A 23,287-nucleotide genomic window follows, 5' to 3' on the forward strand; every position below is an offset into this window, starting at 1 on the left:
CTCATGACCTTTAATGTGATGCCGGCGCCGCCGGGTTCACACCGACCAGCTTTTTCAACGCCAGAGCCAGACGATTCATCGAAACGAACTTGTCGCGCCACGACAGGGCGATCACCGGTCCGAGATCGGTCTTGTTAACATCGACGATATAGATGCGACCGTCGCGATCGCGCAGGATATCGAGCCCGCCCCAGTCCAGGCCCATGCGCGCGGTGAATTGCCGGATCAGGTTGAGTTCCGCCGGCGAATAGACGGCGGCGGGTTCCTCGAGCACGGCGCGCTGATTGTTGATGCTGAAGCGGCCATTGCCAGGCTTGAGTTTGTGCCACACCACCACCGGCACGCCGCCGACGCAGGGTGTGCGCAGATCGTGGCAGACGCCGTTGTCATCGGCCGTGTCGATCAGGCGCTGGTAACAACAATCTGGTTGCGGCGTCAGGGGTGCTGTGACCACCCGGCCGTCGTGGACCCCGTTCTTTTCCGACTTCTCGACGATCTGGCCGGTCATGGTGTGCGGATCGACCAGCAGCGGATAGCCGAAGACCTCTTCGAAGACGCGCGCGACATGGCTCTTGGAAACGTCATTGCAGTCGTGGTTAAAGCGTTTTTGCAGGCGGATCATCGGCGCTTCGCCCGTGGTGGCGTCGTCGAAATAGAAGCTCGCGGCCGCCTCTGCCGGCGTCCTGGCGACGCTCATGCCGGCCCAGAGGGCAGCCCCGCGCATCAGATACCAGGGCCGCGGCAGTTCCGGTTCGTACCACAGGGCAACCCGCTGCCGCCGGCTCAACCGGGCGCGTAATGTCATGATCGTCAGCAGCGGCAAATAAACTGCCCAACTGGCCATTTCAGCGAAAAAATAACGATCGAGCTTCAGACGGACACCGGTTTTGCGCACCTCGAGGCCGCCGTCGATCCAGCGAAAGTCACCAATCAGGAAGAGGCCCCGACCACGGGGTGCTTGTGACGCGCTATCCTGACCCTGCATATGGGGGACAGGACGCAGCAGACCCGCCACCAAAGCCTCACGCTCCATCATGTCCGCCATGGCGTACTCCCTCGCTTTATCCCTTAGTGGCCGCCGCCCGGTGACAGGTTCAATTGAGAGATGCGATTTTTTATTTCGAAGCGCTATCGGCCGCAGCCACGGCGGGACCGCCGCTTGCCGTATGATGGTCCGGCATGTTCAACGCCGCCACGGCGACGATCACCAAGGCGATACCGATCAGAACCATCAGACCACGACCGATATTGGCGCGCACCATGATCAGATGCGTCCCATCAAGACTAACACGATGATGATGAGGGCGACAAGGCCCAGACCGCCGCTCGGAACATAGCCCCACGAGCGGCTGTGGCCCCAAGTCGGCAAGGCGCCGACAACGGCCAGAATAAGTACGATGATCAGTATAGTGCCCAACATGGCGAAGCTCCCTCAGATTATGGCCGGTTTTATAGTGGCCGTGCGAAGGAAGCTTAGTTAGCGACGGGTAAGGATAAAATGGGCGACGACGCAACAGAAAGTAAAGATTGCGAGGGAGCAGTCTGTAATACCTATTACGGCAAGATACCTTCGTCGAGCACAAAGGCCGGACCGATATCGATCTTTTTGGCCGAGCCGCCCAAGGACAGAGCTACATTGGTCTTGCCCGCCGCATAGTCGTCATTCGACACGCCTTCGATATGCAACAACTGCCACTGGGTCGTCAGGGTGATCCTCCCCTGGATGATGCCAGTATAGGGCGAGGTGTTGATCTGGATGGCGGCCGGGATCTTGACCAGGGTGTCGGCGTCGTCGGACTCCACCTTGGCCCAAACGGCCAGCATAATGGTTTCGCCCTTCTTGAAGGCCTTGTCGACCGGCGTGCTCATGCCGATGTCCCAGGCGTTCTCGGTCGGCTGGGCAATGGTGATACGCATGGCGCCCCCGCCCTGGACGGCGGGATCCTTATAGAGCTTATTGACTTGGCCGGCGCCGTAGACGCTCCAGGCATTGACGCCCGGTGCGTTCAGAACGGTCGGGTTATCGACGGTCTGCGCCAGTGCCGGCGCCGTGACCGCGAGGGCGACAACGGCCCCAACAATCGCGGAAAAGTTCGAGGTCCACAGTTTCATGACATCACTCCCTTTAGAGTCTCTTTGGATATTCTCTTAGGACAACGATAGTACCAATTTCGGACTTCGCGCGCCAATTACCTTCAGATAGACGAGTATTGTGTAAAAACTGTCAACTGGGTTTTGCGTAAAAACCGTCAATTTGCCTGCCGAACTCGTGTCTTTTCGCCTCAATGTAGGATTTTATGCAACATAACCTGCTCATTTTGCGTAATTTTTGCACGTTTGTGAACATTTTGACGCTAGTGTAATAATTGGCTGTGGACAGGGTATTTTATTTGTTGTTTATTGGTTTGTACCAATTGCGCAATTGGTATTCGAAATGCACGAGCACTAGGCCATCCGCTGCTCCGGGGGGCGCGGACATACCGGAAGCCTTCGCGGCCGCCGGGAGGTGATCCGACTCCTGAACTCTTTCCACTTTTCGCGTTGTGCCACCGACGCACGCCGATTCGCGACCGGGCTTCATCCGCCGGTCCGGATCCAACATGGAGACTATAAATGAAAACGACCTTTTCCTGTCGCAACCGTCGCGTACTGATGGCCGGCACCGGGCTCGCCACTCTCGCGGCCCTGGCCCTGATGGCTGCGCCCGTCTTCGCAGGGGATGTCTTCGCCGGGGAGGTCTTGGCTCAGGATGCCCCCGCCCAGGATCCTGCCGCACCTGCCTCTGACACAGCACCGGTAGCCGGAGACGCCCAGGAAGTGGTTGTCGTCGGTGTCCGCAAGTCGCTGAAAAGCGCCCAGCAGATCAAGCGCAGCGCCGACACGGTCGTCGATTCCATCACCTCCGAAGACATCGGCTCCTTCCCGGACAAGTCGGTTTCAGAAGCCCTGCAACGTGTCGCCGGCATAACCGTATCGCGCTTCAACGGTACCGACGATACGGCCCACTTTTCGGCCGAACCCTCCGGCGTCCTGGTCGACGGCCTGCCGCAGGTCCGCTCCGAATTCAACGGCCGCGACACCTTCTCGGCCAACTCCTCGCGCGGCCTCGACTGGGGCGACATCTCGCCCGAACTGATGGCCGGCGTCGATACCTACAAGAACCAGACCGCCGACATGATCGAAGGCGGCATCGCCGGCTCGATTAATCTGCGTACCCGCCTGCCCTTCGACAATAAGGGCCGCCTTCTGGTCCTGTCCGCCGACAGCAATTACGGCGACCTGGCCAAGAAGTCCGGTTACGACATCTCGGGCATCTGGTCCGACCGCTGGTCGACCTCGGCCGGTGATTTCGGCCTGATGGCCAATTTCGCCACCTCGCAGGTCTATACCGGCTCGCAAGGCATCCAGTATGACCGTATGGGCATTTTCGCGCCGTCGGTCTTCGGCACGACCGGTAATGTCTATATCCCGTCGGTCGTCTACGATCACGCCAATGTCTACGACCGCAACCGCAAGGGTGTCGCCCTCGCCGCCCAGTGGCGCAGCACCGACGGCACCTTGTTGCTGACCGGCACCTATAACCGCTCGCAATACCGCAATGCCTGGCAGGAACATGTCATTTCCGGCAGCGCCTTCAGCTTCTACGGCCTGCCCACCACCTATATCGAAAGCGATCCATCGGTCGTCGCGCCGGCAATCGGCACGCCGGCCTTCACCTTCGACAGCAACGGCATGTTCACGAGCGGCCAGATGTCGACCCTGACTGGCTATCAGGACAATGACGCGGCCTCCGCCGCCAATGTCGCCTCGACCGGCGTCGATGCCAATGGCAATGCCATTCCACTGTTTGCCATCTGCCACTCGTGGGACGGTTGTACCACGGGTCAAAGCCGCCGCGGCGCCCAGGTTCAGTCGCAATCCAACTATCTGAAGAACGACGAATATACCGAAGACTACTCGCTGAACCTGAAGTGGGACATCTCCGATACCCTGCATGCCAATTTCGACGTCCAACATGTCAAATCCGAAGTTCAGAACTTCAACGCCTCGGTCAATATGAATACCTATGGCGACTTCACGGTCGACGCGACGGGTAAATACCCGATCATGACCCTGAGCGACGTTCACCCGGAACAGGTCAACCTGGCCGCCGGCGGTTTCACCAACGCCCACAATTACAACTACTACTCGGCTTCCGATCACACCGAGGAATCGGAAGGCGAGGAAGACGCCCTGCGAGCCGACGTCAAATGGGAGATCGGCAGTAAATGGCTCGACAGCCTGAAAGTCGGCGTCCGCGTCGCCAACCGCGACCAGAACCTGCGCTGGGGCGCCTATAACTGGGCCAATATCACCAGCGTCTGGGGCAACCAGTCGGCGGTCTATAATGCCGACGGCCCGTCCTACCCCACCGGCAATACCGAGACCTTCGACTTCGGCGGCAACTTCCTGCGCGGCGGCGTCCTTGAGGGCAAGACCGACTATGTCTTCTTCAACATGAACCGCCTGAAGTCGGTCGCGGACCTCGGCGCAGCCCTCGGCCACGACGCCGTCGTCACGCCGGGCGGCGTCAAATTCAGCGAATATTATCCCGTCTGTTCCGGCGAGGGTTACCGCGCCGCCGAAGTCTATACCGGTGAGATCGGCTGCTACACGCCCAACGAAATCCACCAGGTCAAGGAAGACACCCGCGCCGTCTACGCCATGCTGAAGTTCGGCGGACCCGACGTCGTCATCTTTAACGGCATCAAGCTGTCCGGCAATATCGGCGTCCGCGTCGTCGCCACCGACAACTATTCCAGCGGCGGCATCACGTTCGATCAGCCGTTCACCGCCCAGGAACTGATCTGTACGCGCAAACAGGTACCCAACGATCCCAACAATCTCGGCGGCCCGACGCACGAGGAATCGACGCAAGGCTGCGTGGTTTCGGCCGACGAAATCGCCTTCAACAACGGCGCCGAATATCCCGGCCTGGTCAAGGGTTCGCACAGCAATACCCTGCCCAGCCTGAACCTGAAGTTCGACCTGAACGACCAGTGGGTCATGCGCTTTGCCTATTCCAAGGCGATGTCGCGTCCCGATATGGGTCTGCTCAAGGCGGGCATTTCGATTGGACGTATCGCCCCCATCCTCGACAGCACGACCAACCCGGCCATCCACTACGACTCAAACGGCCATGCCATCGGGTACGACTATCAATACAAGTTCACCGCCGGTAACCCCTATCTTAAGCCGATGACGGCCGATCAGTACGACATCACACTGGAGCACTACTTCGCTTCGGTCGGATCGTTCACCGCCACCGCCTTTTATAAGAGTTTCCACGACTACATCACCTACGGCAAGTACAACCTGACTCTGACCAATAACGGCGTCACGCGTACCGTCGAAGGCAATGGCCCGGTCAATGGCGACGGCGCCAAGATCCAGGGTCTGGAACTGGCCTATACCCGCTTCTTCAACTTCCTGCCGGCGCCGTTCGACGGTCTCGGCATCCAGGCCAACTACACCTATGTCAAGAACAGCGGCATCACTAACACCAACCTGGTGGCGGAATCAGCCGACGGCACGACCAATACCGGCGGCGGCGGCCTCAGCCAGGCCACGGACTCGATCGATCCGCACGCTCTGCAAGGCGTCTCCAAGGACACCTACAACCTGATCCTGATGTACGAAAAGAAGTCGTTCTCGGCGCGCATCGCCTATAACTGGCGCTCCAAGTTCCTGGTCACCGCCGTCGATTGCTGCGTCGGTCTGCCGATCTGGCAGATGGATACCGGCTATCTCGATGCCTCGTTCAAATATCGCCTGAACGACCGGGTCGAATTCAGCCTGGAAGGCTCCAACCTGATCGACACCGACACGGTGCTGAAACAACAGGTCAATGATGAAGGCTTGTTAGCGCCCAATGCCTGGTTCAAGAACGATCGTCGCGTCCAGGCCGGCGTACAGTTCAAGTTCTAGAAACCCGTCTCCTCCCTGGGTAACTTACGCGCCGGTCGCAAGATCGGTGCGTTTTTTTGTCTGGAAGGTACGGGGTGTGGGGGGTATGCCCCCACGACTTAGGTCCTAAACGCGGTTCAACTCGGCCACGACGTCATAAGCATCGCCGCGATAATAGCTTTGGGTATGTTCCGCCGCGCGGCCGTCGGCCAGGAAGCCGCGACGCTCGATGAACAGGCCGGCGTCACCGGGACGGACGCCCAGGATCTCCGCCTGTTCGACGGTGAATCCGACGGCCCGTAGGCGTTGCAGGGCGCGGACCGGCCGATTGCCGGCGGCTTCGAGTGCAGCATAGAGCGATTCCCCGACGGCTTCGAGCGACGGCAGGCAATAGCCGGGTATGGTGGCATATTCCAGCGCCATGGTCATGCCGTCGGCATAACGCAGACGCTGGAAACGATAAACCAGGGTCCCCGGCGACAGGCCCAGGGAAAGGGATTCTTCCGGCGTCACGCCGCCGCCAGAGCGCGCCAGCCATTCCGAGTGCGGCACGCGTCCGCGCGATACCATGTCTTCGGAAAAGGACGACAGCTTGGAGAAGCTTTTTTCGACGCGGTTGGCGACAAAGGTGCCGGCGCCGCGGCGCCGCGTAATCAGGCCCTCACTGACGAGACCGTCGACGGCCTTGCGCACGGTCAGACGCGACACGCCGAACTCCTCAGCCAAGTCGCGTTCTGGCGGAATGGCGGCTTCGGGATTGATGACGCGGCTGACGATAGCGTCGCGCAACACCTTCTGCAATTGCATGTACAGAGGCGCGGGGTCGTCGCTGACAAGGCGACCGACGGTTTCAATAAATGACATAGGCGGTACCCCGGCTGTTGTGACCCTGGCCTTCAACGGATCGCGCCGGTATTCCGGTCGCGATCCAGACACTGTGCGGACCGGCACGCCGCGACGAATCTAGTCGTCACGGTCCTTCGAGTCATATTCCATTGGTATGGTTGCGTCAATGAACTTACGACTGGGCCGACCCCGCCAGACGCGCAAAAGTGCCGGCTTCTTAGGCGGGTATTGTCGGGATGACGTAAATTTATAACTTAAGAATCAGCCAATTAAGTTTCATTTGCAATTGCATCGCAAGACAAGATCTATGACATGGCCGCCAAGATATCCTATAGAGTTGTATAATTGGTATTGTCCAAATGCCAAAAAAGCCGACAAACCTCCAATTTGACGTCAAAATCCGCCCTCCTGGCCTAATCGGCCAGGCCTGCCTGCACCGCCTTGATCAGGGCACCGTCGGCGGCGTCCTGCGAAATTTCCCACACCATGACGCCTCCGGCCTTCTTTTTGGCCATTTGGGCCTTTTGCGTCAGGATCGCCGGACCGTTATAGGTGACATAACTGCATGTCGCGCAGATCTGGCCCATGGTGTCGCCGGCCGCCGCCGCTTCGGCGCCGAACTGCGCCACCAGGTCGCGATAGGTATAGGACGCCTGATAGCTGCCGTAACCATAGCCGTAAAACGGCACACCGAGGATGAGCTTGTCCTTCGCCACCCCGCGGCCCAACCAGAAATCGACCTCGGCGCGCGCCTTGGCATAGCTGCTGTGTGCGTTGCCGGGGGTGGTGTCATCATAGGACATGACGCCAACATAGTCGAAATAGGGCAGCGCCTTCAACGGCACCGTGCCGCCGACATAGGAAGCCGTGGCGACGGTCAGCAAACGCCCCTTGGCCTTCATCGCCTTGGACAGGGCCGCCACCAGCGGGACATAAGCGTTATCGTTCAACAGTTGGGTCAGGGTCGCACTTTCGATATCGACGTCGACACCGTCGAAACCGTAGGCATCGACCACCGCCGCCAGGGATTTGACCAGGGCGTCGCGCTTGCCCGCGGCGGCCAGTTCGGACCAATTTCCGGCGCACGACGGCAGGATGCCACCGGCGATCGACAACAGGACCTTTTGACCGCCGGCATGGGCCTTGGTCATGGCGGTATGCAGGCTGACGGCCGTGACATTGGCGCCGACCGTGTCGGGCATGCAGGCCAGATGATCGCCAACCTGCCAGGCGCCCGAGGCGTCGGGATTGGCGAAGGCGATCATCAGGTGGCTATAGGGACTGAGGTCGACACGGTTCAGGGTCGTCTCCAGCCCCTTCTCGCTCGGGACATAACCGATAACCACGGGCGCCGCGGCCAGCGGCAGGGCCGCACCCAGGCCGAGGGCGGCTGTCACCGTCAGGATTTTCAAGCTTGTCATCGTCCGTCCCCTGTGCGGAAATTGGTATTGCATCGGCATGGATCAATAGCGGCGCTATTGCCACATATCTTGCTCTATGCGTTTGACTTACTGCATTGCAGCAGCAGCGTCCATTTTATAATTGGTCTCACATTGGTGTCAAAAATTGCGAAATAGACCCTTCGGACGCATTGACAGATCGCCTGGCTTGCGACACCTTGCGGTCAAGGCTCATATCAAGCGAGGAAACCATGTCGAAACGCCTGCGTCACCACCTGCTGGGCGCCGCTGCCTGCCTGTTTCTCGCCACCCCGGCTTTGGCGCAAGCGCCCGCGCAGGCCGCGCTCGACAGCTTCGCCCATCACCTCGGCTACAGTTTCGCCATCCTCGATAACAAATCACCCGGCGGCATGGTGGCCGAGATCGACCTCACCATGCCCCAAACCGTCCCGGCCGCCGGCTGGTCCGTCTATTTCGGTAGCGTGATGCCCATCAAGAGCATTGACAGCGACAGCTTTGACATCACTCATATCAATGGCGACCTTTATCGCCTGACGCCCAAGCCCGGCGTCGCGATCGCGCCGGACAGGACCTATCCGATCACCGTCCACGGCGAAGGCGCCTTTTTCAGTGAATTCCACATTTCACCCAATGCCTATGTCGCGGCGGAAGGTCTCACAGCGCGTACGATAGACGCCACCCGGCCGGCCATCGATCCGGTCAGCGGCCAGGAATACCTGCCCTTCCACAAGCCCATGACCGACGAAGCCAAGCTGGGCAGCAACGACCAGAATGCCTGGCTGACGCCGGAACGCCTGTTCGCGCAAAACGCTCAAAGGCTGGCGACGGCCGATGCCTCCGACATCATCATCCTGCCGACGCCGCAAATGGCCAAGCGCCTGGACGGGGCAGCCCTGAACCTGCGCGGCGGCATCAAGGTCAGCGTCACCGGCGCCACCATGGTCGACATCCAGTCGGCTTTGGACGAACTGAAGCCGACCGTCGGCCGTTTCGACCGCGGCGTGCCCGTGACCATAGAGGTCAGCGGCCAGGGCGCCGCCGAGTCCTATCATGTGACCGCTCAGGACGGCGCCATCCATATCACCGCCGCCGACAGCGCCGGCGCGTCCTATGCCCTGGCCTCCCTGGCCCAGCAGGCGGCGTTCGAGCACGGCCGGCTCAAGCCGATCGAGATCAGCGATGCGCCGCGCTTTACGTTCCGCGGCCTCCATCTCGACCTGGCGCGCAATTTCGAAAGCAAGGCCCATATCCTGGCCGTTATCGACAATATGGAAGCCTATAAGCTCAACCGTCTGCACCTGCATCTCGGTGACGACGAAGGCTGGCGCCTGGCCATCGACGGCCTGCCGGAGCTGACCGATATCGGCTCCAAGCGCTGCCACGACCTCGCCGAAGACCGCTGCCTGCTACCGCAACTGGGCGCCGGCCCCGACGGCAATACCGCTCATCCCGGCAGCGAAGGCGGCGTCAACGGCTTCCTGACGCGGGCCGACTATATCGACATTCTAAGGGCCGCCAAGGCGCACCATGTCGAGGTCATCCCCTCCTTCGACATGCCGGGTCACAGCCGCGCCGCCGTCCGTTCGATGGAAGCACGCGCCCGCCGCCTGATCGCCGAAGGCAAGCCCGAGGCAGCCGCCGAGTACCGCCTGCAGGATCCGGCCGACACCACGGTTTACGACAGCATCCAACACTATAACGACAATACGCTCAATATCTGCCTGCCCTCGACCTATCACTTCATCGACAAGGTCATCGACAGCATCAAGGCGATGCACGACGAGGCCGGTCTGCCGTTGAAAATCTACCATATCGGCACGGACGAAACGGCCGGCGCCTGGACCGGCTCGCCGGCCTGCCAGAAACTGATGGCCGACCAGCACATGACCATCGAGCAGCTCGGCACCAGCTTCATCACCCAGGTGGCGCAGATGCTCGACAAGAAGGGTATCGAGCCCGCCGGCTGGAGCGACGGCATGGGCTCGGCCGACCCGGCGCAGATGCCGAAAGTCGTGCAGTCGAACAGCTGGGGCGGCCTGTTTACCGGCGGCATAGCGGCGGCCTATACCCAGGCCAATTACGGCTGGGGCATCGTCATGTCGACACCGGAGACGCTCTATTTCGATATGCCCTATGCCGCCGACCCAAAGGAACGCGGCTATGACTGGGCGTCGCGCAACACCGATTTGTTCAAGGTATTCAGCTTCATGCCGGAAAATTTGCCGGCCAACGCCTCCATCATGAAAAATCATGACGGCGAAGGCGCGACCATAACCGATTCCGTGCCGCTGACCGGCAAGGGCCATATCACCGGCATGCAGGGCCAATTGTGGAGCGAAGGCGTGCGTAGCGACCGTATCGCCGACTATATGCTCTATCCGCGGGTTTTGGCCTTGGCCGAACGCGCCTGGCATACCGCCGACTGGGAGCCGGCCTATAAACCCGGCCAGTCCTATAGTTTCGGCGACGGCCAGGTTGATTCCGCCAAGCTGCTGGCCGACTGGCAGACCTTCAATACCCACCTGACGCCGCAACTGGCGGAGCTCGATCGCGAAGGCCTGACCTATCGCTTGCCGGTGCCGGGCGCCCGCATCACCGGCGGCGTGCTGGAAGCCAACGTGTCCTACGCCAATCTGACGATTCAGTACCGCACCCAGGGCGGCCATTGGACACGTTACACGGCGCCGGTCGACGTCAAGGGCAGGGTCGACCTGCGCACCGTCTCGCCGAACGGCAAGCGCTTCGGCCGTACGGTTTCGGTCTCAGCAACGGACAAGCCTTAACCACCAAAAGGTGTGATGCGCTTATATTCAATGTGTAATGCGCCATAGCATCCTTACACATGGAAGCGTCATAATACCGCTCACCTGAGGAATGGCATTATGACAACCCTTTACGGTATAGAGGCGCGCGCCAAGGTTTGGGCGTTGATACGAGAGACGAAGGTCGCCCTGATGACGACCTTCGACGCCCAATCGCGTATGTTTCACGCCCGGCCGATGATGGCGCAACAGGCGGAGAGTAACGGCACTCTGTGGTTCTTCGCCCAGGCCAATTCGCGCAAGATTTCCGAAATCCGCGCCAATTCGCACACCCTGCTGACCTATGCCGATCCCAAGGCCCATACCTGGGTGTCGATTTCGGGCCTGGCGACCGTGGAAAACAATCGCACCAAGATGGACGAGCTGTGGACCGACATCGTCCAGGCGTGGTTCCCCGTCGGCAAGGACGATCCGAACCTGGTATTGATCCGTTTCGAAGCCGAGGACGCCGAGTTCTGGGATGCGCCCGGCTTCCACATCGCCAAAAGCTTCAGCTATATCAAAGCCTTCATGACCGGCGAACGCGCTCGTTCGAGTGACCCGGGGCGTGTCCACATGGTCAGTTGAGCCACGACAACCTCCCTTGCAGGCGCAAAAAAAAGGCGGCCCGGGCAAATCCGGACCGCCAGTCAGGGACACACACTCAGGAAGTGTCTTAGAAACGGTAGGCCACGCCCAGGGACACCACGGATGGATCGAGCTTGACGTGCGATTTGAGTGCACCGTTATTGATTCTGGCATCGGTGTTGTAGAACACCTTCTTGTAATCGAGATTGAGCGCCCAATGACCTTTCAGGGCGATATCGACGCCGCCTTGAACGGCGGTACCCAGGCCGTCCTTCAGCCGGACCTTGAAGCCGTTTTTATCCTTGCCACCATACCAGGCCATGTAGTTCACCCCGGCACCAATATAGGGACTGACCCGGCCGGTGGGGTTGAAGTGATATTGCAGGGTGACAACCGGCGGCAGGACCCAGGTGTCATGAACCTGGACATTGGTTGTGCCACCGACGGCGGAAATAGTGTGTTTTGAGGTGCCGAGAATGGCTTCGACCGCGACATGGTCGGTGAAGAAATAGCTGAAACCAAGCGTCGGTACGGTGTCGTTATTGACGCTGACATGCAGGCCTGAAGCGGCGCCGGCGGCAGTGACGATATCGCCCCTTTCGGAGGGCGCGACGGTCGTGACGCGCGCGACGACGGTGAACTGGCCAGCATGTTTGGCGACGAAATCCGTTGGAGCTGCATCCTGGGCATGGACGGYGCCCGCCAAGGTCAAGGCCGTCAAAGCCCCCATATTTACTAAGGTTTTATAGGTGTGGGTCATGATCACGCTTTCCTTTGCCGTGTCGTTACAAAAATCTGTTGGTAGGGTTTTACGTGAAATCACGCAGCCTGTGACCTGCGCATCCTGCCGCGCGTCAGGCTGTCGCACAGCAGTCGGTCCATCCTAAGCGTTTGATCCGGATCAAAGCTTCCGGCGCGGAAAGCTGTCCATCATGGCCGTCATGGAATTCTGTCGGACGGGCGGAACACCCACATCCACCACATCACATAAGGAGAGTCTTTGTGACAAAGACGATGAAAGCCGCCGTGGTCCGCAAATTCGGCACGGCCCTGACCATAGAAGACATGGCCATTCCCGTTCCCGGCTTTGGCGAGGTGCTCGTCAAGGTCATGGCCTGCGGTGTCTGCCATACCGACCTGCACGCCGCCCATGGCGATTGGCCGGTCAAGCCGCAACCACCCTTCGTCCCCGGTCATGAAGTCGCCGGCGTGATCGCCGGCATGGGGCCAGGCGTAACCGGCCTGAAGGAAGGGGATGCCGTCGGTGTCGCCTGGCTGCACGACGCCTGCGGACATTGCGAATACTGCGAAACCGGCTGGGAAACCCTGTGCGAGCAACAGCACAATACCGGTTACAGCTGCAATGGTGGGTTCGCCGAATATGTCATCGCCGCCGCACCTTTCGTGGCGCGCCTGCCGTCCAATGTCGGCTTTGCCGAAATCGCCCCGATCCTGTGCGCCGGTGTCACCACCTATAAGGGCCTGAAGGAGACAGAGGCCCGCCCCGGCGAATGGGTCGCTATTTCAGGCGTTGGCGGATTAGGCCATGTCGCTATTCAATACGCCAAGGCCATGGGCCTCTATGTCGCCGCCATCGATATCGCTCCTGACAAGCTCGACCTGGCGCGCGCCGTCGGCGCCGACCTGGCTGTGGACGGCAGGTCACCGGATGCCGTCGCGGAGATCATGAAGGCCACCGGCGGCGGCGCCCATGGCGTCCTGGTCACGGCGGTCTCGCCGCCCGCCTTTTCCCAGGCCTTGAGCGTGGTGCGCCGCAAGGGCACTGTCAGCCTGATCGGCCTGCCGCCCGGTGATTTCCCGACACCGATCTTCGATGTCGTGCTGAAGCGCATCACTGTGCGCGGCTCGATCGTCGGAACCCGGCGCGATCTCGATGAAGCGATAGCCTTCGCCGCCGCCGGCAAGGTCAAGGCCGATATTAAAAAGGCGCCGCTGGAAGACATCAACACCATCTTCTCCGACCTGGCGGCCGGCAAGATCGAAGGCCGGATGGTGCTCGATTTTTCCTGAGGACAATCCGAACGACCTGCTTCCTACCCAGCGCGATGACTCATCGCGCTGGGTAATGGCATCAATAGCTTGTATCGACCCAGCGAGGCCCATCACATCCTGCCGCCAGGGCTTCAGAAAGCCGAGAGCCGATCTCATGGTCATCGTCCTTCAAGAAAAGCACATCATCTACGACAGGGCGATCGCCTTCGTGAACCACTACCGCCACGACATACCAAATGAGCGGCTCTTCCAGTGCGCTCCTCCATGTCAATTTCACATGTACGCGCGTGGAGCCATCGCTCTCCAATTCGGTTTTCTCAATAGAAAAAGCCTTAGGCGTCGCCTCCTCGCTACTGCCTGAAAAAAGCCCATCCTCAATCCAGATTGATGGTGGTTTCAGATCTGGGTCTGGGTTCTGCCTGGTCCAATCCGCGAAGCAGGCGCGTGTTTGATCGAACCGATGATGCAATGTCTTGCTGATATATGGCGCGACGACCGTCATGTCTTCGCCGTAAGGTATCCCGAACGGATGACGTGCCACAACCTGACTGTAAAGAGCGTGCACCAGAGCGTCAGGCTGGTTCGGCAAGGCAGAAGGTGCATCTTGCGCGGCACAGTGACTCGACGCCAAAACTGTCACCAACGGCAGGAGACATATACGATAAAAGCTCTTCATATCTTACCTCTGGGGCCGATAATTGCCGCGCTGACCCGATCTGAGAATGTTTCCATTCGTTCCTTGCCCATGTGGGTTCCCGGGTATTGATCTCCGTCTGTAGGATAGTGCCTGCTCGGGTCAAAAGTTGCAATCGTCGGGCCGATTGAAATGAGCCGTTATGAGGTGTCGAAAGTCGCAAAGAAAGAATGTGAATAGCGGTAGAAAGGTAAGTGACCGGCGCCGGCGGTATTAAGCCACTTTCGAGTAGCGGTTGCCGCCTTCGACATCGCGGGCATAGACGTCGAAGACACAGGCCACCGAACGCACCAGCATCTTAAGCGGCGACACAAAGGTGATGCGGCGTCCGTCGATCTCCACCAGGCCGGCTTCGACAAACTCTGCCAATCCGGCCATATCGGCATCGAAATAGTCTTCGCCCAGGCCATGGCTGCGCGCTATGGCACCGGCGTCGGCCGTAAAATAACACATCAGTTCGCTGATCAGGACCTTGCGCACCAGGTCGTCGCCGCGATAGGCCCACCCGCGCTTTGTCGGCAACTCACCGCGGGCAAGCGTGGCCTGATAGGTTGTGCTCTGCGGGATATTCTGCGCCAGGCCCTGGTCCAGCTCGCTGATCGATGAGGCGCCAAACGCGATCAGACGGTCGTTCGGCTGGTCGGTATAGCCCATGAAGTTACGGCGCAAGGTATGGCCGGCCAGGGCGCGCGCCAAACCGTCATCCGGTTTGGCGAAGTGATCGATGCCGATGGCGACATAGCCCTGGGCCTGGAGCACGGCATTGATCAACAGATATTGCGCGGCCTTGTCGGCGACCGATGGCAAGGCGGCCGTATCGATCAGGGTCTGGTGTTTCTTGACCCAGGGCACGTGGGCATAGGAAAAGGCGCTGATACGGTCGGCACCCAGTCGGCGCACATCGTCCAGCGTCGCCTGGATGCTGTCGCAGGTCTGGAACGGCAGGCCATAGATCAGGTCGATGCCGATGGCGTCGAGACCCTGACGGCGCAGCAGGGCGACGCGGTCGGCGATCATGGCGATGGGCTGGATGCGGTTGATCGCCTGCTGAACCTGGGGCTGGGTGTCCTGGACACCCAGACTGACACGATTGAAGCCATGCACCGCATAGGCCTCGGCCTTTTCCACGGTTATGCGGCGCGGATCCAGCTCGATGGAAATCTCGGCGCCGGGCTGGATGGCAAATTGCGTGTGCACCGCGGCCATTAAACGCTCGAGCGTCTGCGGCGTCATGATGCCCGGAGAGCCACCACCGAAATGGATACCGTGAACCTTCGGGCGGAAGCCCAGATGGGTGCCGATCAGGGCAATCTCGGCAATCAGTTGGTCGACATAGGATTCAACGGGATCGTAACGCCGGGTAATGTGGGTATTGCAACCGCAGAACCAGCACATCTCTTCGCAAAACGGCACGTGGAGATAGAGGCCGACACTGTCCTGCGGCCGCAGTGTCGCCAGCCAGCCGGCATAGGTGTCGGCCGGGAGATCGCCGAAATGGTGCGCCGAAGGATAGCTAGTATAACGCGGCGCCTCCTTGCCGAGCCAGTGCAGGCTATCGTGCATCTGCCACGATCCCTGTTGCGGCATCATTCCCATTTGTGTCTCCATAGTGTGACCGTGACGATTTTATACCATGTCTTCCGTCGGCTGCGCCGGCGTGCCGTGTGGCCGATCGTCGCGCGCCGGGGACGAACCTCGGGGAAAACACTCCGAAGCATGCTCACTGGGGATCCCTTCAGCATTGATCAAAGTCAAACGGCGCCACCATGGATTTCAATCCTGGGTTTGACCCGCTTTAAGGCGTCCCGTGCGCAGATGTCGTAGTGTCATTGTCGCAAAGGAGGCCGCATGACACATCAGGCAAGGCAATATTCGGATGAGCCCGGCTGGCCCGGGCAAGACGCCGGCCGTTTGATGTCGGGTCTGGCGACCGAGGCCTTGATCGGTCATCTGGTCGCGCGTTACCACAACGCCTTGCGCCTCCTGTTTCCGAGAGTCATCGCGACAGCCCGCACCATCGAGCGTCTGCACAGCGATCATCCGGATTGCCCGCACGGCCTCGCCAATTTCCTCAAGATCTTGTCGGACGAACTCTCCGACCATTTCGACAAGGAGCAGGACGATCTGTTCCCCTCCATGCTGCACAGTCCGCAGCACAATCTGCGCTTTCCGATCGACCGCCGCCGGGCGGAACACGAAGATTTCTCGGATCAGCTTGATACGCTGCGCCGGCTGACCAACGCTTTCACGGCGCCCGATCATGGCGGCAGTGAATGGCGCTTGCTCTACGACACCTGCCGCCAGTTGGATAACAACCTGCGCCTCCACATTCACTTCGAGAACGATGTACTGTTTCCGCGCTTTGAGACGGCCGCGCGATGAGCAACCTCATGCATTCGCTCAGCGCCCTGGGTACCACTGTGGCGGGGACCCCGCGCAGGCTCAACATAGCCGTGCTCAGCGTCACGGACGCCGCCGCTGTCGATTATGACAAGCCTGGTAGCGAGTTGGCGGACCTGATTTTGGCTAGCGGTCATGAATTGGCCGATCACGCCTGCGTCCACGATAACGACGCGGCGATCTGCCACCAGGTCCAGGCCTGGATCGATGGTGGCAAGATCGACGTCATTCTTACGGCGGACATCTCGACCTTTTCCGCCGGTAAGGGCCCGCCAGACGTCATTCTCGTCTCCGAAGGGGACGGAATCGAACGGTCGAGCGACGCCTTGTATCACCCGGTTATCGGCTGCATCGGCGTCATTAATCTGCTCACGCCCTTGCACCTTACACCCTTGCGTCAGGCGGGTTGATCTCTTCAGGTTCTCCGGGATTCCCGTCCGCGCGCGCCGCCCTGTGTCATAGCAGGGCGGCGTTTTACTTTTCCGACTTCAATCTCAGGCCGTTGAGCACCACGATCAGCGACGATCCCGACATGGCCAGGGCGGCGACCAGCGGCGTCACCAGGCCGAGGACGGCGGCCGGAATTGCGATGGCGTTATAGGCCAGGGACAGGGCGAAATTTTGCCGCACCAGCCTTCGTGTCCGCACAGAGATATTGTAGGCTGTCAGGACCGGCATCAGGCCCTCGCCGCGATAGACCAGGCCGGCGGCGTTTTGGGTGATGTCGATCGCGCTGGCCGGCGACATCGATACCCAGGCGGCGCTCAGGGCCGCGGCGTCGTTCAGGCCGTCACCGACCATCAGCACCTTCCGGCCTTCGGCACGCATGGCTTCAAGCACCTCGACCTTTTCGACCGGCCCCAAACCGGAACGAACGAAGGCGATATCGAGTTGTCCCGCCTGGCGTTCGGCCACCGCGGGCCGGTCGCCGGACAACATACAGACGCGCAGGCCGCGTTGGTGCAGGGCCGCCACGACTTCGGCCCCATCGCCACGAACCGCGTCTTCGAAAACCAGCCGGATAGCCGGGCCTTCGCCGCGCCGGAACCACAGGTCCATCTCATCGCCGCCGCTGTCCGGAATGCCGACCCAGGCGGCCTTCCCCAGACGCACGGTCTCGCCGTCACATAGGGTCGACAGCCCATGACCCGGATGGTCCTCGACCGACAAGGCCGGCAGGGCCCCGGCATGGCCTTCACGGGCCACGGCCTGGGACAGGGGGTGGCGGCTATGCATGGCCATGGCGACGGCCAGGATGCGGTTGTCGCCGGTCAGAACATGGCTGTTACACCAGCGCGGACGGCCTTCGGTGAGGGTGCCCGTCTTGTCGAACACGACGGTATCGATTCCGGCTAAGGCTTCGAGCGCACCGCCCGATTTCAGAAGGATACCGCGGGCAAACAATCGCGCCGAGGCAACGACATGAACGACCGGCACCGCCAGCCCCAGGGCGCACGGACAGGTGATGATCAGCACGGCCATGGCTTTCAGCAAGGCGTCTTCCCAAACGATGCCGCCATGAAAATGACCATAGACCAGCCAGCCGATGAAGGTCGACAGGGCCAGGGTGTGAACTACCGGCGCATAGAGCCGCGCCACGCGATCGGCGAAACGGACATAGGCACTCTGCGACTGTCCGGCCCTTTCCATCAGGCTGACAATCTCGGACAACAGGCTGTTGTCCGCCGTCGCCGTGATCGCCACCTGGATTGGCGCTGTCTGGTTGATCATGCCGGCATAGACGCGATCGCCCGGTGCGACGATGCGCGGCAGGGTTTCGCCGGTGACCAGTTGCGTATCGATCTCGGACGTACCGGCGGTCACCACCCCGTCGGCGGCGATCTTTTCTCCCGCCGCCGCGATCAGGATCTGGCCGGGCGCCAGGTCGCGAATGCGGACCGATGTCGTCACTCCGTCCCGCAGGACCTGAGCCGTGCCGTCCAGCATGGCCAGCAGGCCTTCGGCCGCCTCGCGCGCCTTGCCGCGCGCCTTCAGATCGAGAAAACGGCCGATCAGCAGGAAGAACAGCAGCATGACCGAAGCGTCGAAATAGACATAGTGACCGTGGCGCACGGTCTCGAACAGCGAAAGCCCGTTGGCCAGGACGACCGCGAGCGAGATCGGCACGTCCATATTGGTGCGGCCGTGGCGCAGCGCATTCCAGGCCGAGTAAAAAAAGGGCCGGCCGCAATAGATGGTCGCCGGCAGCGCGATCAGCGCCATGACCCAGTGCATCAGGTCACGCGTCGCGCCTTCCAATGAGCCCGCCGGCGAAAACCACAGGGCCTGGGAAAACAACATGATATTGCCGGTGGCGAAACCGGCGACGGCCAGGCACGACAATAAGGATCGTTCGGCGGCCTTTGCCGCACGCAGCCGGCTGTCGTGATCGAACGGCGCGACATGAAAGCCCAGCGCTTCGACCTCCTGGGCGAAATCGTTGGCCGCCTCTTTCGGCAGGGTGCGCGGCCAGCTGATACGCAGTCTCTGGGTCGAGAAATTGACGCGCGCCTCGACCCCGTCGTGGGCCTGCAGGCTTTGCTCAATGGAGAAGGCGCAGGCGGCGCAGGTCATGCCGTCGACCTGCATATAGAGCGACAGGCGATCCTTTTCCTCACGGGCAAAACAGCTGAAATCGACGGCCGCGCTCATAGCTCGACCTTTCCGGGCTTCACCTCGGCCGCGTCGTCTTCGTCGGGCTGGAGAATCCGGCTGGCATGGCCTTCCAGATCCTCGAACTGGCCGGCATTGAGTGCCCACATGAAGCCGGCCAGGCTGGCCAGGCCGAGGACAAAGGCCAGAGGAATAAGGAAAAGAAGGATTTCCATAGCGGTCTACTCGACCGTGACGGTGCTGAGGGATTGGTACTCGTCCGTGCCAAACGCCGCGGTGACGTGAACCGTCCATTGTCCGGTGTCGGGCAGGGCCGCGGCCGCCGAATAGACGCCCTTGCCATCGGCTTGCAGATCGAAACTGCGATCCAGTGCGTGGTTGTCGGGATGGACGAACCATGCCCTGGCCCGGGCCTGGGTGATGGGTTTGTGTTGGCGATCCTGCAAGGCAAGGGTCACCCGGCCGTGGCTGTAAGCGATCGTCGATGTCCAGCCAAGCGCCTGCTGGGCCGCCGACTTGGCCAGGGTGTCATTATAGGCCAGGCCCTTTTCGTAGGCTTCCGACGTCACTTCCGACGGCGGGTGCGCGTAGGCGATGAAGACGAAGCCGATCAGCGCCGACATGAAGGTCAGGTAAAAGGCCGCAATGATCCACGGCACGAAACGGCCGCGGTGACGATCGATGGCGGCCTGATCGGCGTCAAGGTTTGAGGAAGTAACTGACATGGTGAGCTGTCTTTTGTGCAGCAGGATCCTGGCTTGTCGCAGAATCCTGGAGTTGGAAGGTGACGGGCAGGCGCGCAGGACCGCCGGCGGCGGCGGTCATTTGGACACGGAATTCGCCGACGCTGTTGGCCGGAACGCTGAGGGTGCGGACCGGTGCGTCGCCGGCCGCCAGCAAGGCGACATTTTTGGGCTGAAGGCCGGAAACGGTGAAAACATAGCTGCGGTCGAAGTGCGTCTTGTTGAGCACTTTCAGCTGATAATTGTTGCGGATGTCGCCGTTCGACAGCCGGACATAGAGCGGGGAGCGGCTGTGGATGACACTGAGTTCGGTCTCCGTGCGCAACAGGACAGCACCCAGCATCAGCGACCCGACAAAGGACAGGATCATGGCGTAGGCGACGGTCCGGGGACGAATCCACTTCATCTTGCCGCGCGTGCCGGGTACGCCCGAAGCGATCTGGGCCATGCGGGCCTGCTGGTTGTTTTCGGTATCGTAATGGATCAGCCCGCGCGGCAACATGATCTTTTCCATGACATCGTTGCAGGCATCGATGCACAGGCCGCAAGAAATACAGTCGGATTGCAGGCCGTCGCGGATGTCGATGCCCATCGGACAGACGACGACGCAGGCGCTGCAATCGATACAGTGACCGCGGCCTTCCCAACTGGTGCCCTGCTTGTGTTTGCCGCGCGGCTCGCCGCGTTCGGCGGCATAGGAGATGATCAGGGTATCCTTGTCGAACATGGCTGATTGAAAGCGGGCATAGGGACAAACATAGGCGCAGATGTTTTCGCGCGCGAAGCCTGCCATGAAATAGGTCGACAGGGTCAGGGCGATAATCCACACCACGACGAGGGTGCCGGCCGTGCCGTGAATGAGGTCGTCGAGCAGCGATGGCGCATCATTGAAATAGAAGACCCAGGCGCCGCCGGTGACCAGACCGATGACCAGCCAGACAGCATGGGTCAGGCCCTTCTTCCACACCTTCTCGAGGTTCCACGGCGCCTCGTCGAGCCGCTTTCGGGCGTTGCGATCGCCCTGAGTGAAACGCTCGACCCAGATGAACAGGTCGGTCCAGACAGTTTGCGGACAGGCATAGCCACACCACACGCGGCCCAGCAAAGAGGTGGCGAAGAACAGGCCGATGGCGGCCAGGATCAGAACGCCGACCAGCAAATAGACTTCCTGCGGCCAGATTTCGATGCCGAAGAAATAGCCGCGCTGACCGACCAGGTCGATGAAGATGGCCTGATCCGTCACGTGGGGGCCACGGTCGTAACGCAACCACGGCGCCCCGTAATAGATACCCAGCAGGACGATCATGGCCAGCCATTTCAGGTTGCGGAAAAGGCCCGCAACCCGGCGTGGATAGATCTTCTCCGCCTTTTCGAACAACTGGGGCACGCGGCTACTGTCCCCCACCGAGGCTGTGGACATAGACGGCGACCATGCGCTGGTTATCCTCGCTGAGACGATATTTCCAGGTCGGCATAACGCCGGCGCGGGCATGGGTAATGGTATCGATGACCGTCGCCTTGTCACCGCCGTAGAGCCAGATGGCGTCGTTCAGTTTCGGCGCGCCGAGATCCGTACTGCCTTCGCCCGCCGCACCGTGACAGGAGGCGCAGTTGGTGGCGAACAGGGCCGCGCCCCGCGTCCAGGCGGCGCTCGGATTGGCTGGCTCGCCGTGCGACATCTGCAGGACATAGGTCGCGACATCGTCGATTTCGTCCGACTTCAACAGGCCATTGCCGAAGGCGGGCATCAAGGTGGCGTGGGTGTCCGCGTCGGTCGAACGCGAACCGACCTGGATGGTGTGATAGATGGTGTCGAGCGAACCGCCGAACAGCCAATCGTCGTCGTTCAGGTTGGGATAGCCGCCGCCCGATTTGGTGTAGAGCCGACCCTCGCCACCGCCGCCGTGACAGGCGGCGCAGTTCTCCTTGAACACCACGGCACCGCCGGCGCGGGCGAATTCATACTCCGCCGGGTCGGTCTTGAGTTGATCGAAGCTCATGGTGTGGAACTTGGCGAGATAGGCGCCCTGACGGGCGTCGATTTCCTTCTGTTCGGCTTTCAGCTTGGTATATTGCGTCCAGCCGAACGCACCCTTGGTGTGACCGCCAAGCGTCGGCCAGGCGGGATAGACGACCCAGTAACCGACGGCGAAGACGATGGTGACCAGCCAGACGATCAGCCACCAGCGGGGCGCCGGGTTGTCGAGTTCCTTCAGGCCGTCCCATTCGTGACCGGTGGTTTCGATGCCACTGACGGCGTCGACGTCGCCAGAGCCCTTGCCAGCGCCTTTAGTGTCTTTTTTCTTAGTCATTGTCCTTGTCCTCTTCGAGGGGGATTTGCCCGTAGGCGATCATGCGGCTGCGGTTGGATGGCCACAGCGCCCAGACACAGATGGCGAGGAAGCTGACCGTGAAGGCGACCAGCACGATCAAGCCGACTTCGGTTTGGCCGATATTCATTTCGCACCCGCCCCGGCCTTGGCCGCCGTTTCGCGATGGAGCTCATAATCGGGGTCGTAGGTGGCGAAGTCGACCTGGGTGCCCAATTGCTGGAGATAGGCGACCAGGGCGTCCATCTCGCTGGGCGTTCCCGGTTCGCCGCCGAAGGCTTGGGGGATCACCTTGGGGCCATAGCGCTTTTGCAGCCCGCTGGCATCTTCATCGGGCAGGGTCTGGATCTGGACGTCGATCGTGGCATTGGCGATATCGTCGTCGCTATAGGGCACGCCCAGGGTTTTCAGGGCTGAGAGTTTTTGCGCCAGGTCGGTCGTATTGAGTGCCTTGCGCGCCAGGAAGTCGTAGCGCGGCATGATCGATTCCGGCACGACGTTGCGCGGATCGCTGAGGTGCTCGACATGCCAGGCGTTGGAATATTTGCCGCCGACACGCGCCAGGTCGGGGCCGGTACGCTCCGACCCCCAGACGAAGGGGTGGTCGTACATGCTTTCGGCCGCCAGCGAATAATGGCCGTAGCGCTGGACTTCATCACGCAACGGACGGATCTGTTGCGAGTGACAGACATTGCAGCCTTCGCGGATATAGATGTCCTGGCCCGACAGTTCGAGCGGCGTCAACGGGCGCACGCCCTTGACCGGCTCGATCGTGGTCTGCATGCGGAACAAAGGCACGATCTCGACAATACCGCCGACCGACACGGCGATCACCGCGAAGACCAGCAGCAGGATGGAGTTGCGCTCAAGTTTCTTGTGACTTTCCAACATT

Annotated in this window: 22 protein-coding genes; 6 read left to right on the top strand and 16 right to left on the bottom strand. The window is 60.8% G+C overall.

Features of this window, described 5'->3' with window-relative positions; genetic code table 11:
- Window positions 1-10: 10 nt before the first annotated feature.
- From AC1DX3_RS07705 to AC1DX3_RS07720, 4 genes are all read right to left on the bottom strand, one after another.
- The gene (locus AC1DX3_RS07705) at window positions 11-1,045 is read right to left on the bottom strand and encodes a hypothetical protein (RefSeq protein WP_476988668.1); all 1,035 of its coding nucleotides are present in this window, start codon (window positions 1,043-1,045) and stop codon (window positions 11-13) included.
- A gap of 70 nt (window positions 1,046-1,115) precedes the next feature.
- A complete protein-coding gene (locus AC1DX3_RS07710) occupies window positions 1,116-1,262 on the bottom strand; it encodes a hypothetical protein (RefSeq protein ID WP_476988669.1) in 147 nt (48 codons plus the stop codon).
- A 2-nt stretch (window positions 1,263-1,264) separates the two neighbouring features.
- Window positions 1,265-1,420 carry a DUF3309 domain-containing protein gene (locus tag AC1DX3_RS07715; protein ID WP_476988670.1) on the bottom strand — a complete coding sequence of 52 codons (156 nt, stop codon included), beginning with the start codon at window positions 1,418-1,420 and terminating at the stop codon, window positions 1,265-1,267.
- 134 nt (window positions 1,421-1,554) lie between these two features.
- Entirely contained in the window at window positions 1,555-2,112 is a 558-nt protein-coding gene (locus AC1DX3_RS07720) for a carbohydrate binding domain-containing protein (protein WP_476988671.1), read from the bottom strand.
- Between the two features lie 501 nt (window positions 2,113-2,613).
- On the opposite strand from AC1DX3_RS07720, the gene AC1DX3_RS07725 reads away from it, so the two are divergent.
- Complete coding sequence (locus AC1DX3_RS07725; RefSeq protein ID WP_476988672.1) at window positions 2,614-5,967, top strand: TonB-dependent receptor; 3,354 nt, start codon at window positions 2,614-2,616, stop codon at window positions 5,965-5,967.
- 105 nt (window positions 5,968-6,072) lie between these two features.
- Here the strand turns inward: AC1DX3_RS07725 and AC1DX3_RS07730 are convergent, their stop codons facing one another.
- Both AC1DX3_RS07730 and AC1DX3_RS07735 read right to left on the bottom strand, forming a co-directional pair.
- Window positions 6,073-6,810: a GntR family transcriptional regulator gene (locus AC1DX3_RS07730; RefSeq protein WP_476988673.1), complete on the bottom strand. Its 738-nt coding sequence runs from the start codon at window positions 6,808-6,810 to the stop codon at window positions 6,073-6,075.
- 395 nt (window positions 6,811-7,205) lie between these two features.
- A complete protein-coding gene (locus AC1DX3_RS07735; RefSeq protein WP_476988674.1) occupies window positions 7,206-8,213 on the bottom strand; it encodes a glycosyl hydrolase family 18 protein in 1,008 nt (335 codons plus the stop codon).
- 230 nt (window positions 8,214-8,443) lie between these two features.
- Between AC1DX3_RS07735 and AC1DX3_RS07740 the strand changes: the two genes are divergently transcribed.
- Window positions 8,444-10,996, top strand: a complete 2,553-nt coding sequence (locus tag AC1DX3_RS07740) for a family 20 glycosylhydrolase (protein ID WP_476988675.1) — start codon at window positions 8,444-8,446, stop codon at window positions 10,994-10,996.
- A gap of 99 nt (window positions 10,997-11,095) precedes the next feature.
- On the top strand, window positions 11,096-11,602 hold the full coding sequence (locus AC1DX3_RS07745; protein ID WP_476988676.1) for a pyridoxamine 5'-phosphate oxidase family protein: 507 nt from the start codon (window positions 11,096-11,098) through the stop codon (window positions 11,600-11,602).
- Window positions 11,603-11,690: 88 nt separating this feature from the next.
- Here the strand turns inward: AC1DX3_RS07745 and AC1DX3_RS07750 are convergent, their stop codons facing one another.
- Window positions 11,691-12,362, bottom strand: a complete 672-nt coding sequence (locus AC1DX3_RS07750) for an OmpW/AlkL family protein (protein ID WP_476988677.1) — start codon at window positions 12,360-12,362, stop codon at window positions 11,691-11,693.
- Window positions 12,363-12,604: 242 nt separating this feature from the next.
- Between AC1DX3_RS07750 and adhP the strand changes: the two genes are divergently transcribed.
- Complete coding sequence (gene adhP, locus AC1DX3_RS07755) at window positions 12,605-13,633, top strand: alcohol dehydrogenase AdhP (protein ID WP_476988678.1); 1,029 nt, start codon at window positions 12,605-12,607, stop codon at window positions 13,631-13,633.
- A 61-nt stretch (window positions 13,634-13,694) separates the two neighbouring features.
- Here the strand turns inward: adhP and AC1DX3_RS07760 are convergent, their stop codons facing one another.
- Window positions 13,695-14,291, bottom strand: coding sequence for a hypothetical protein (locus AC1DX3_RS07760; RefSeq protein ID WP_476988679.1), 597 nt, complete (start codon window positions 14,289-14,291; stop codon window positions 13,695-13,697).
- Between the two features lie 231 nt (window positions 14,292-14,522).
- A complete protein-coding gene (gene hemN, locus AC1DX3_RS07765; protein ID WP_476988680.1) occupies window positions 14,523-15,905 on the bottom strand; it encodes an oxygen-independent coproporphyrinogen III oxidase in 1,383 nt (460 codons plus the stop codon).
- 252 nt (window positions 15,906-16,157) lie between these two features.
- On the opposite strand from hemN, the gene AC1DX3_RS07770 reads away from it, so the two are divergent.
- Both AC1DX3_RS07770 and AC1DX3_RS07775 read left to right on the top strand, forming a co-directional pair.
- Window positions 16,158-16,691 (top strand): hemerythrin domain-containing protein, encoded by a 534-nt coding sequence (locus AC1DX3_RS07770; RefSeq protein ID WP_476988681.1) that lies wholly within the window; start codon window positions 16,158-16,160, stop codon window positions 16,689-16,691.
- A gap of 8 nt (window positions 16,692-16,699) precedes the next feature.
- Window positions 16,700-17,119 (top strand): hypothetical protein, encoded by a 420-nt coding sequence (locus AC1DX3_RS07775; protein WP_476988682.1) that lies wholly within the window; start codon window positions 16,700-16,702, stop codon window positions 17,117-17,119.
- Window positions 17,120-17,183: 64 nt separating this feature from the next.
- Here the strand turns inward: AC1DX3_RS07775 and AC1DX3_RS07780 are convergent, their stop codons facing one another.
- Genes AC1DX3_RS07780 through ccoO form a run of 7 tightly spaced genes read right to left on the bottom strand, consistent with a single transcriptional unit; the run spans window position 17,184 to window position 23,286 of the window.
- On the bottom strand, window positions 17,184-19,361 hold the full coding sequence (locus tag AC1DX3_RS07780; protein WP_476988683.1) for a heavy metal translocating P-type ATPase: 2,178 nt from the start codon (window positions 19,359-19,361) through the stop codon (window positions 17,184-17,186).
- The gene (gene ccoS / locus AC1DX3_RS07785) at window positions 19,358-19,537 is read right to left on the bottom strand and encodes a cbb3-type cytochrome oxidase assembly protein CcoS (protein WP_476988684.1); all 180 of its coding nucleotides are present in this window, start codon (window positions 19,535-19,537) and stop codon (window positions 19,358-19,360) included. The genes AC1DX3_RS07780 and ccoS overlap by 4 nt, the downstream gene beginning before the upstream one ends.
- A gap of 6 nt (window positions 19,538-19,543) precedes the next feature.
- Entirely contained in the window at window positions 19,544-20,047 is a 504-nt protein-coding gene (locus tag AC1DX3_RS07790; RefSeq protein ID WP_476988685.1) for a FixH family protein, read from the bottom strand.
- Window positions 20,022-21,485: a cytochrome c oxidase accessory protein CcoG gene (gene ccoG, locus AC1DX3_RS07795; protein WP_476988686.1), complete on the bottom strand. Its 1,464-nt coding sequence runs from the start codon at window positions 21,483-21,485 to the stop codon at window positions 20,022-20,024. Before ccoG ends, AC1DX3_RS07790 begins: the two co-directional genes overlap by 26 nt.
- Window positions 21,457-22,377: a cytochrome-c oxidase, cbb3-type subunit III gene (ccoP, locus tag AC1DX3_RS07800; RefSeq protein ID WP_476988687.1), complete on the bottom strand. Its 921-nt coding sequence runs from the start codon at window positions 22,375-22,377 to the stop codon at window positions 21,457-21,459. The genes ccoG and ccoP overlap by 29 nt, the downstream gene beginning before the upstream one ends.
- Window positions 22,370-22,525 carry a cbb3-type cytochrome c oxidase subunit 3 gene (locus AC1DX3_RS07805; RefSeq protein ID WP_476988688.1) on the bottom strand — a complete coding sequence of 52 codons (156 nt, stop codon included), beginning with the start codon at window positions 22,523-22,525 and terminating at the stop codon, window positions 22,370-22,372. The genes ccoP and AC1DX3_RS07805 overlap by 8 nt, the downstream gene beginning before the upstream one ends.
- On the bottom strand, window positions 22,522-23,286 hold the full coding sequence (ccoO, locus tag AC1DX3_RS07810; protein ID WP_476988689.1) for a cytochrome-c oxidase, cbb3-type subunit II: 765 nt from the start codon (window positions 23,284-23,286) through the stop codon (window positions 22,522-22,524). The genes AC1DX3_RS07805 and ccoO overlap by 4 nt, the downstream gene beginning before the upstream one ends.
- Window position 23,287 lies beyond the last annotated feature (1 nt).

It is taken from the genome of Asticcacaulis sp. P2_B1 (genome assembly GCF_056404915.1).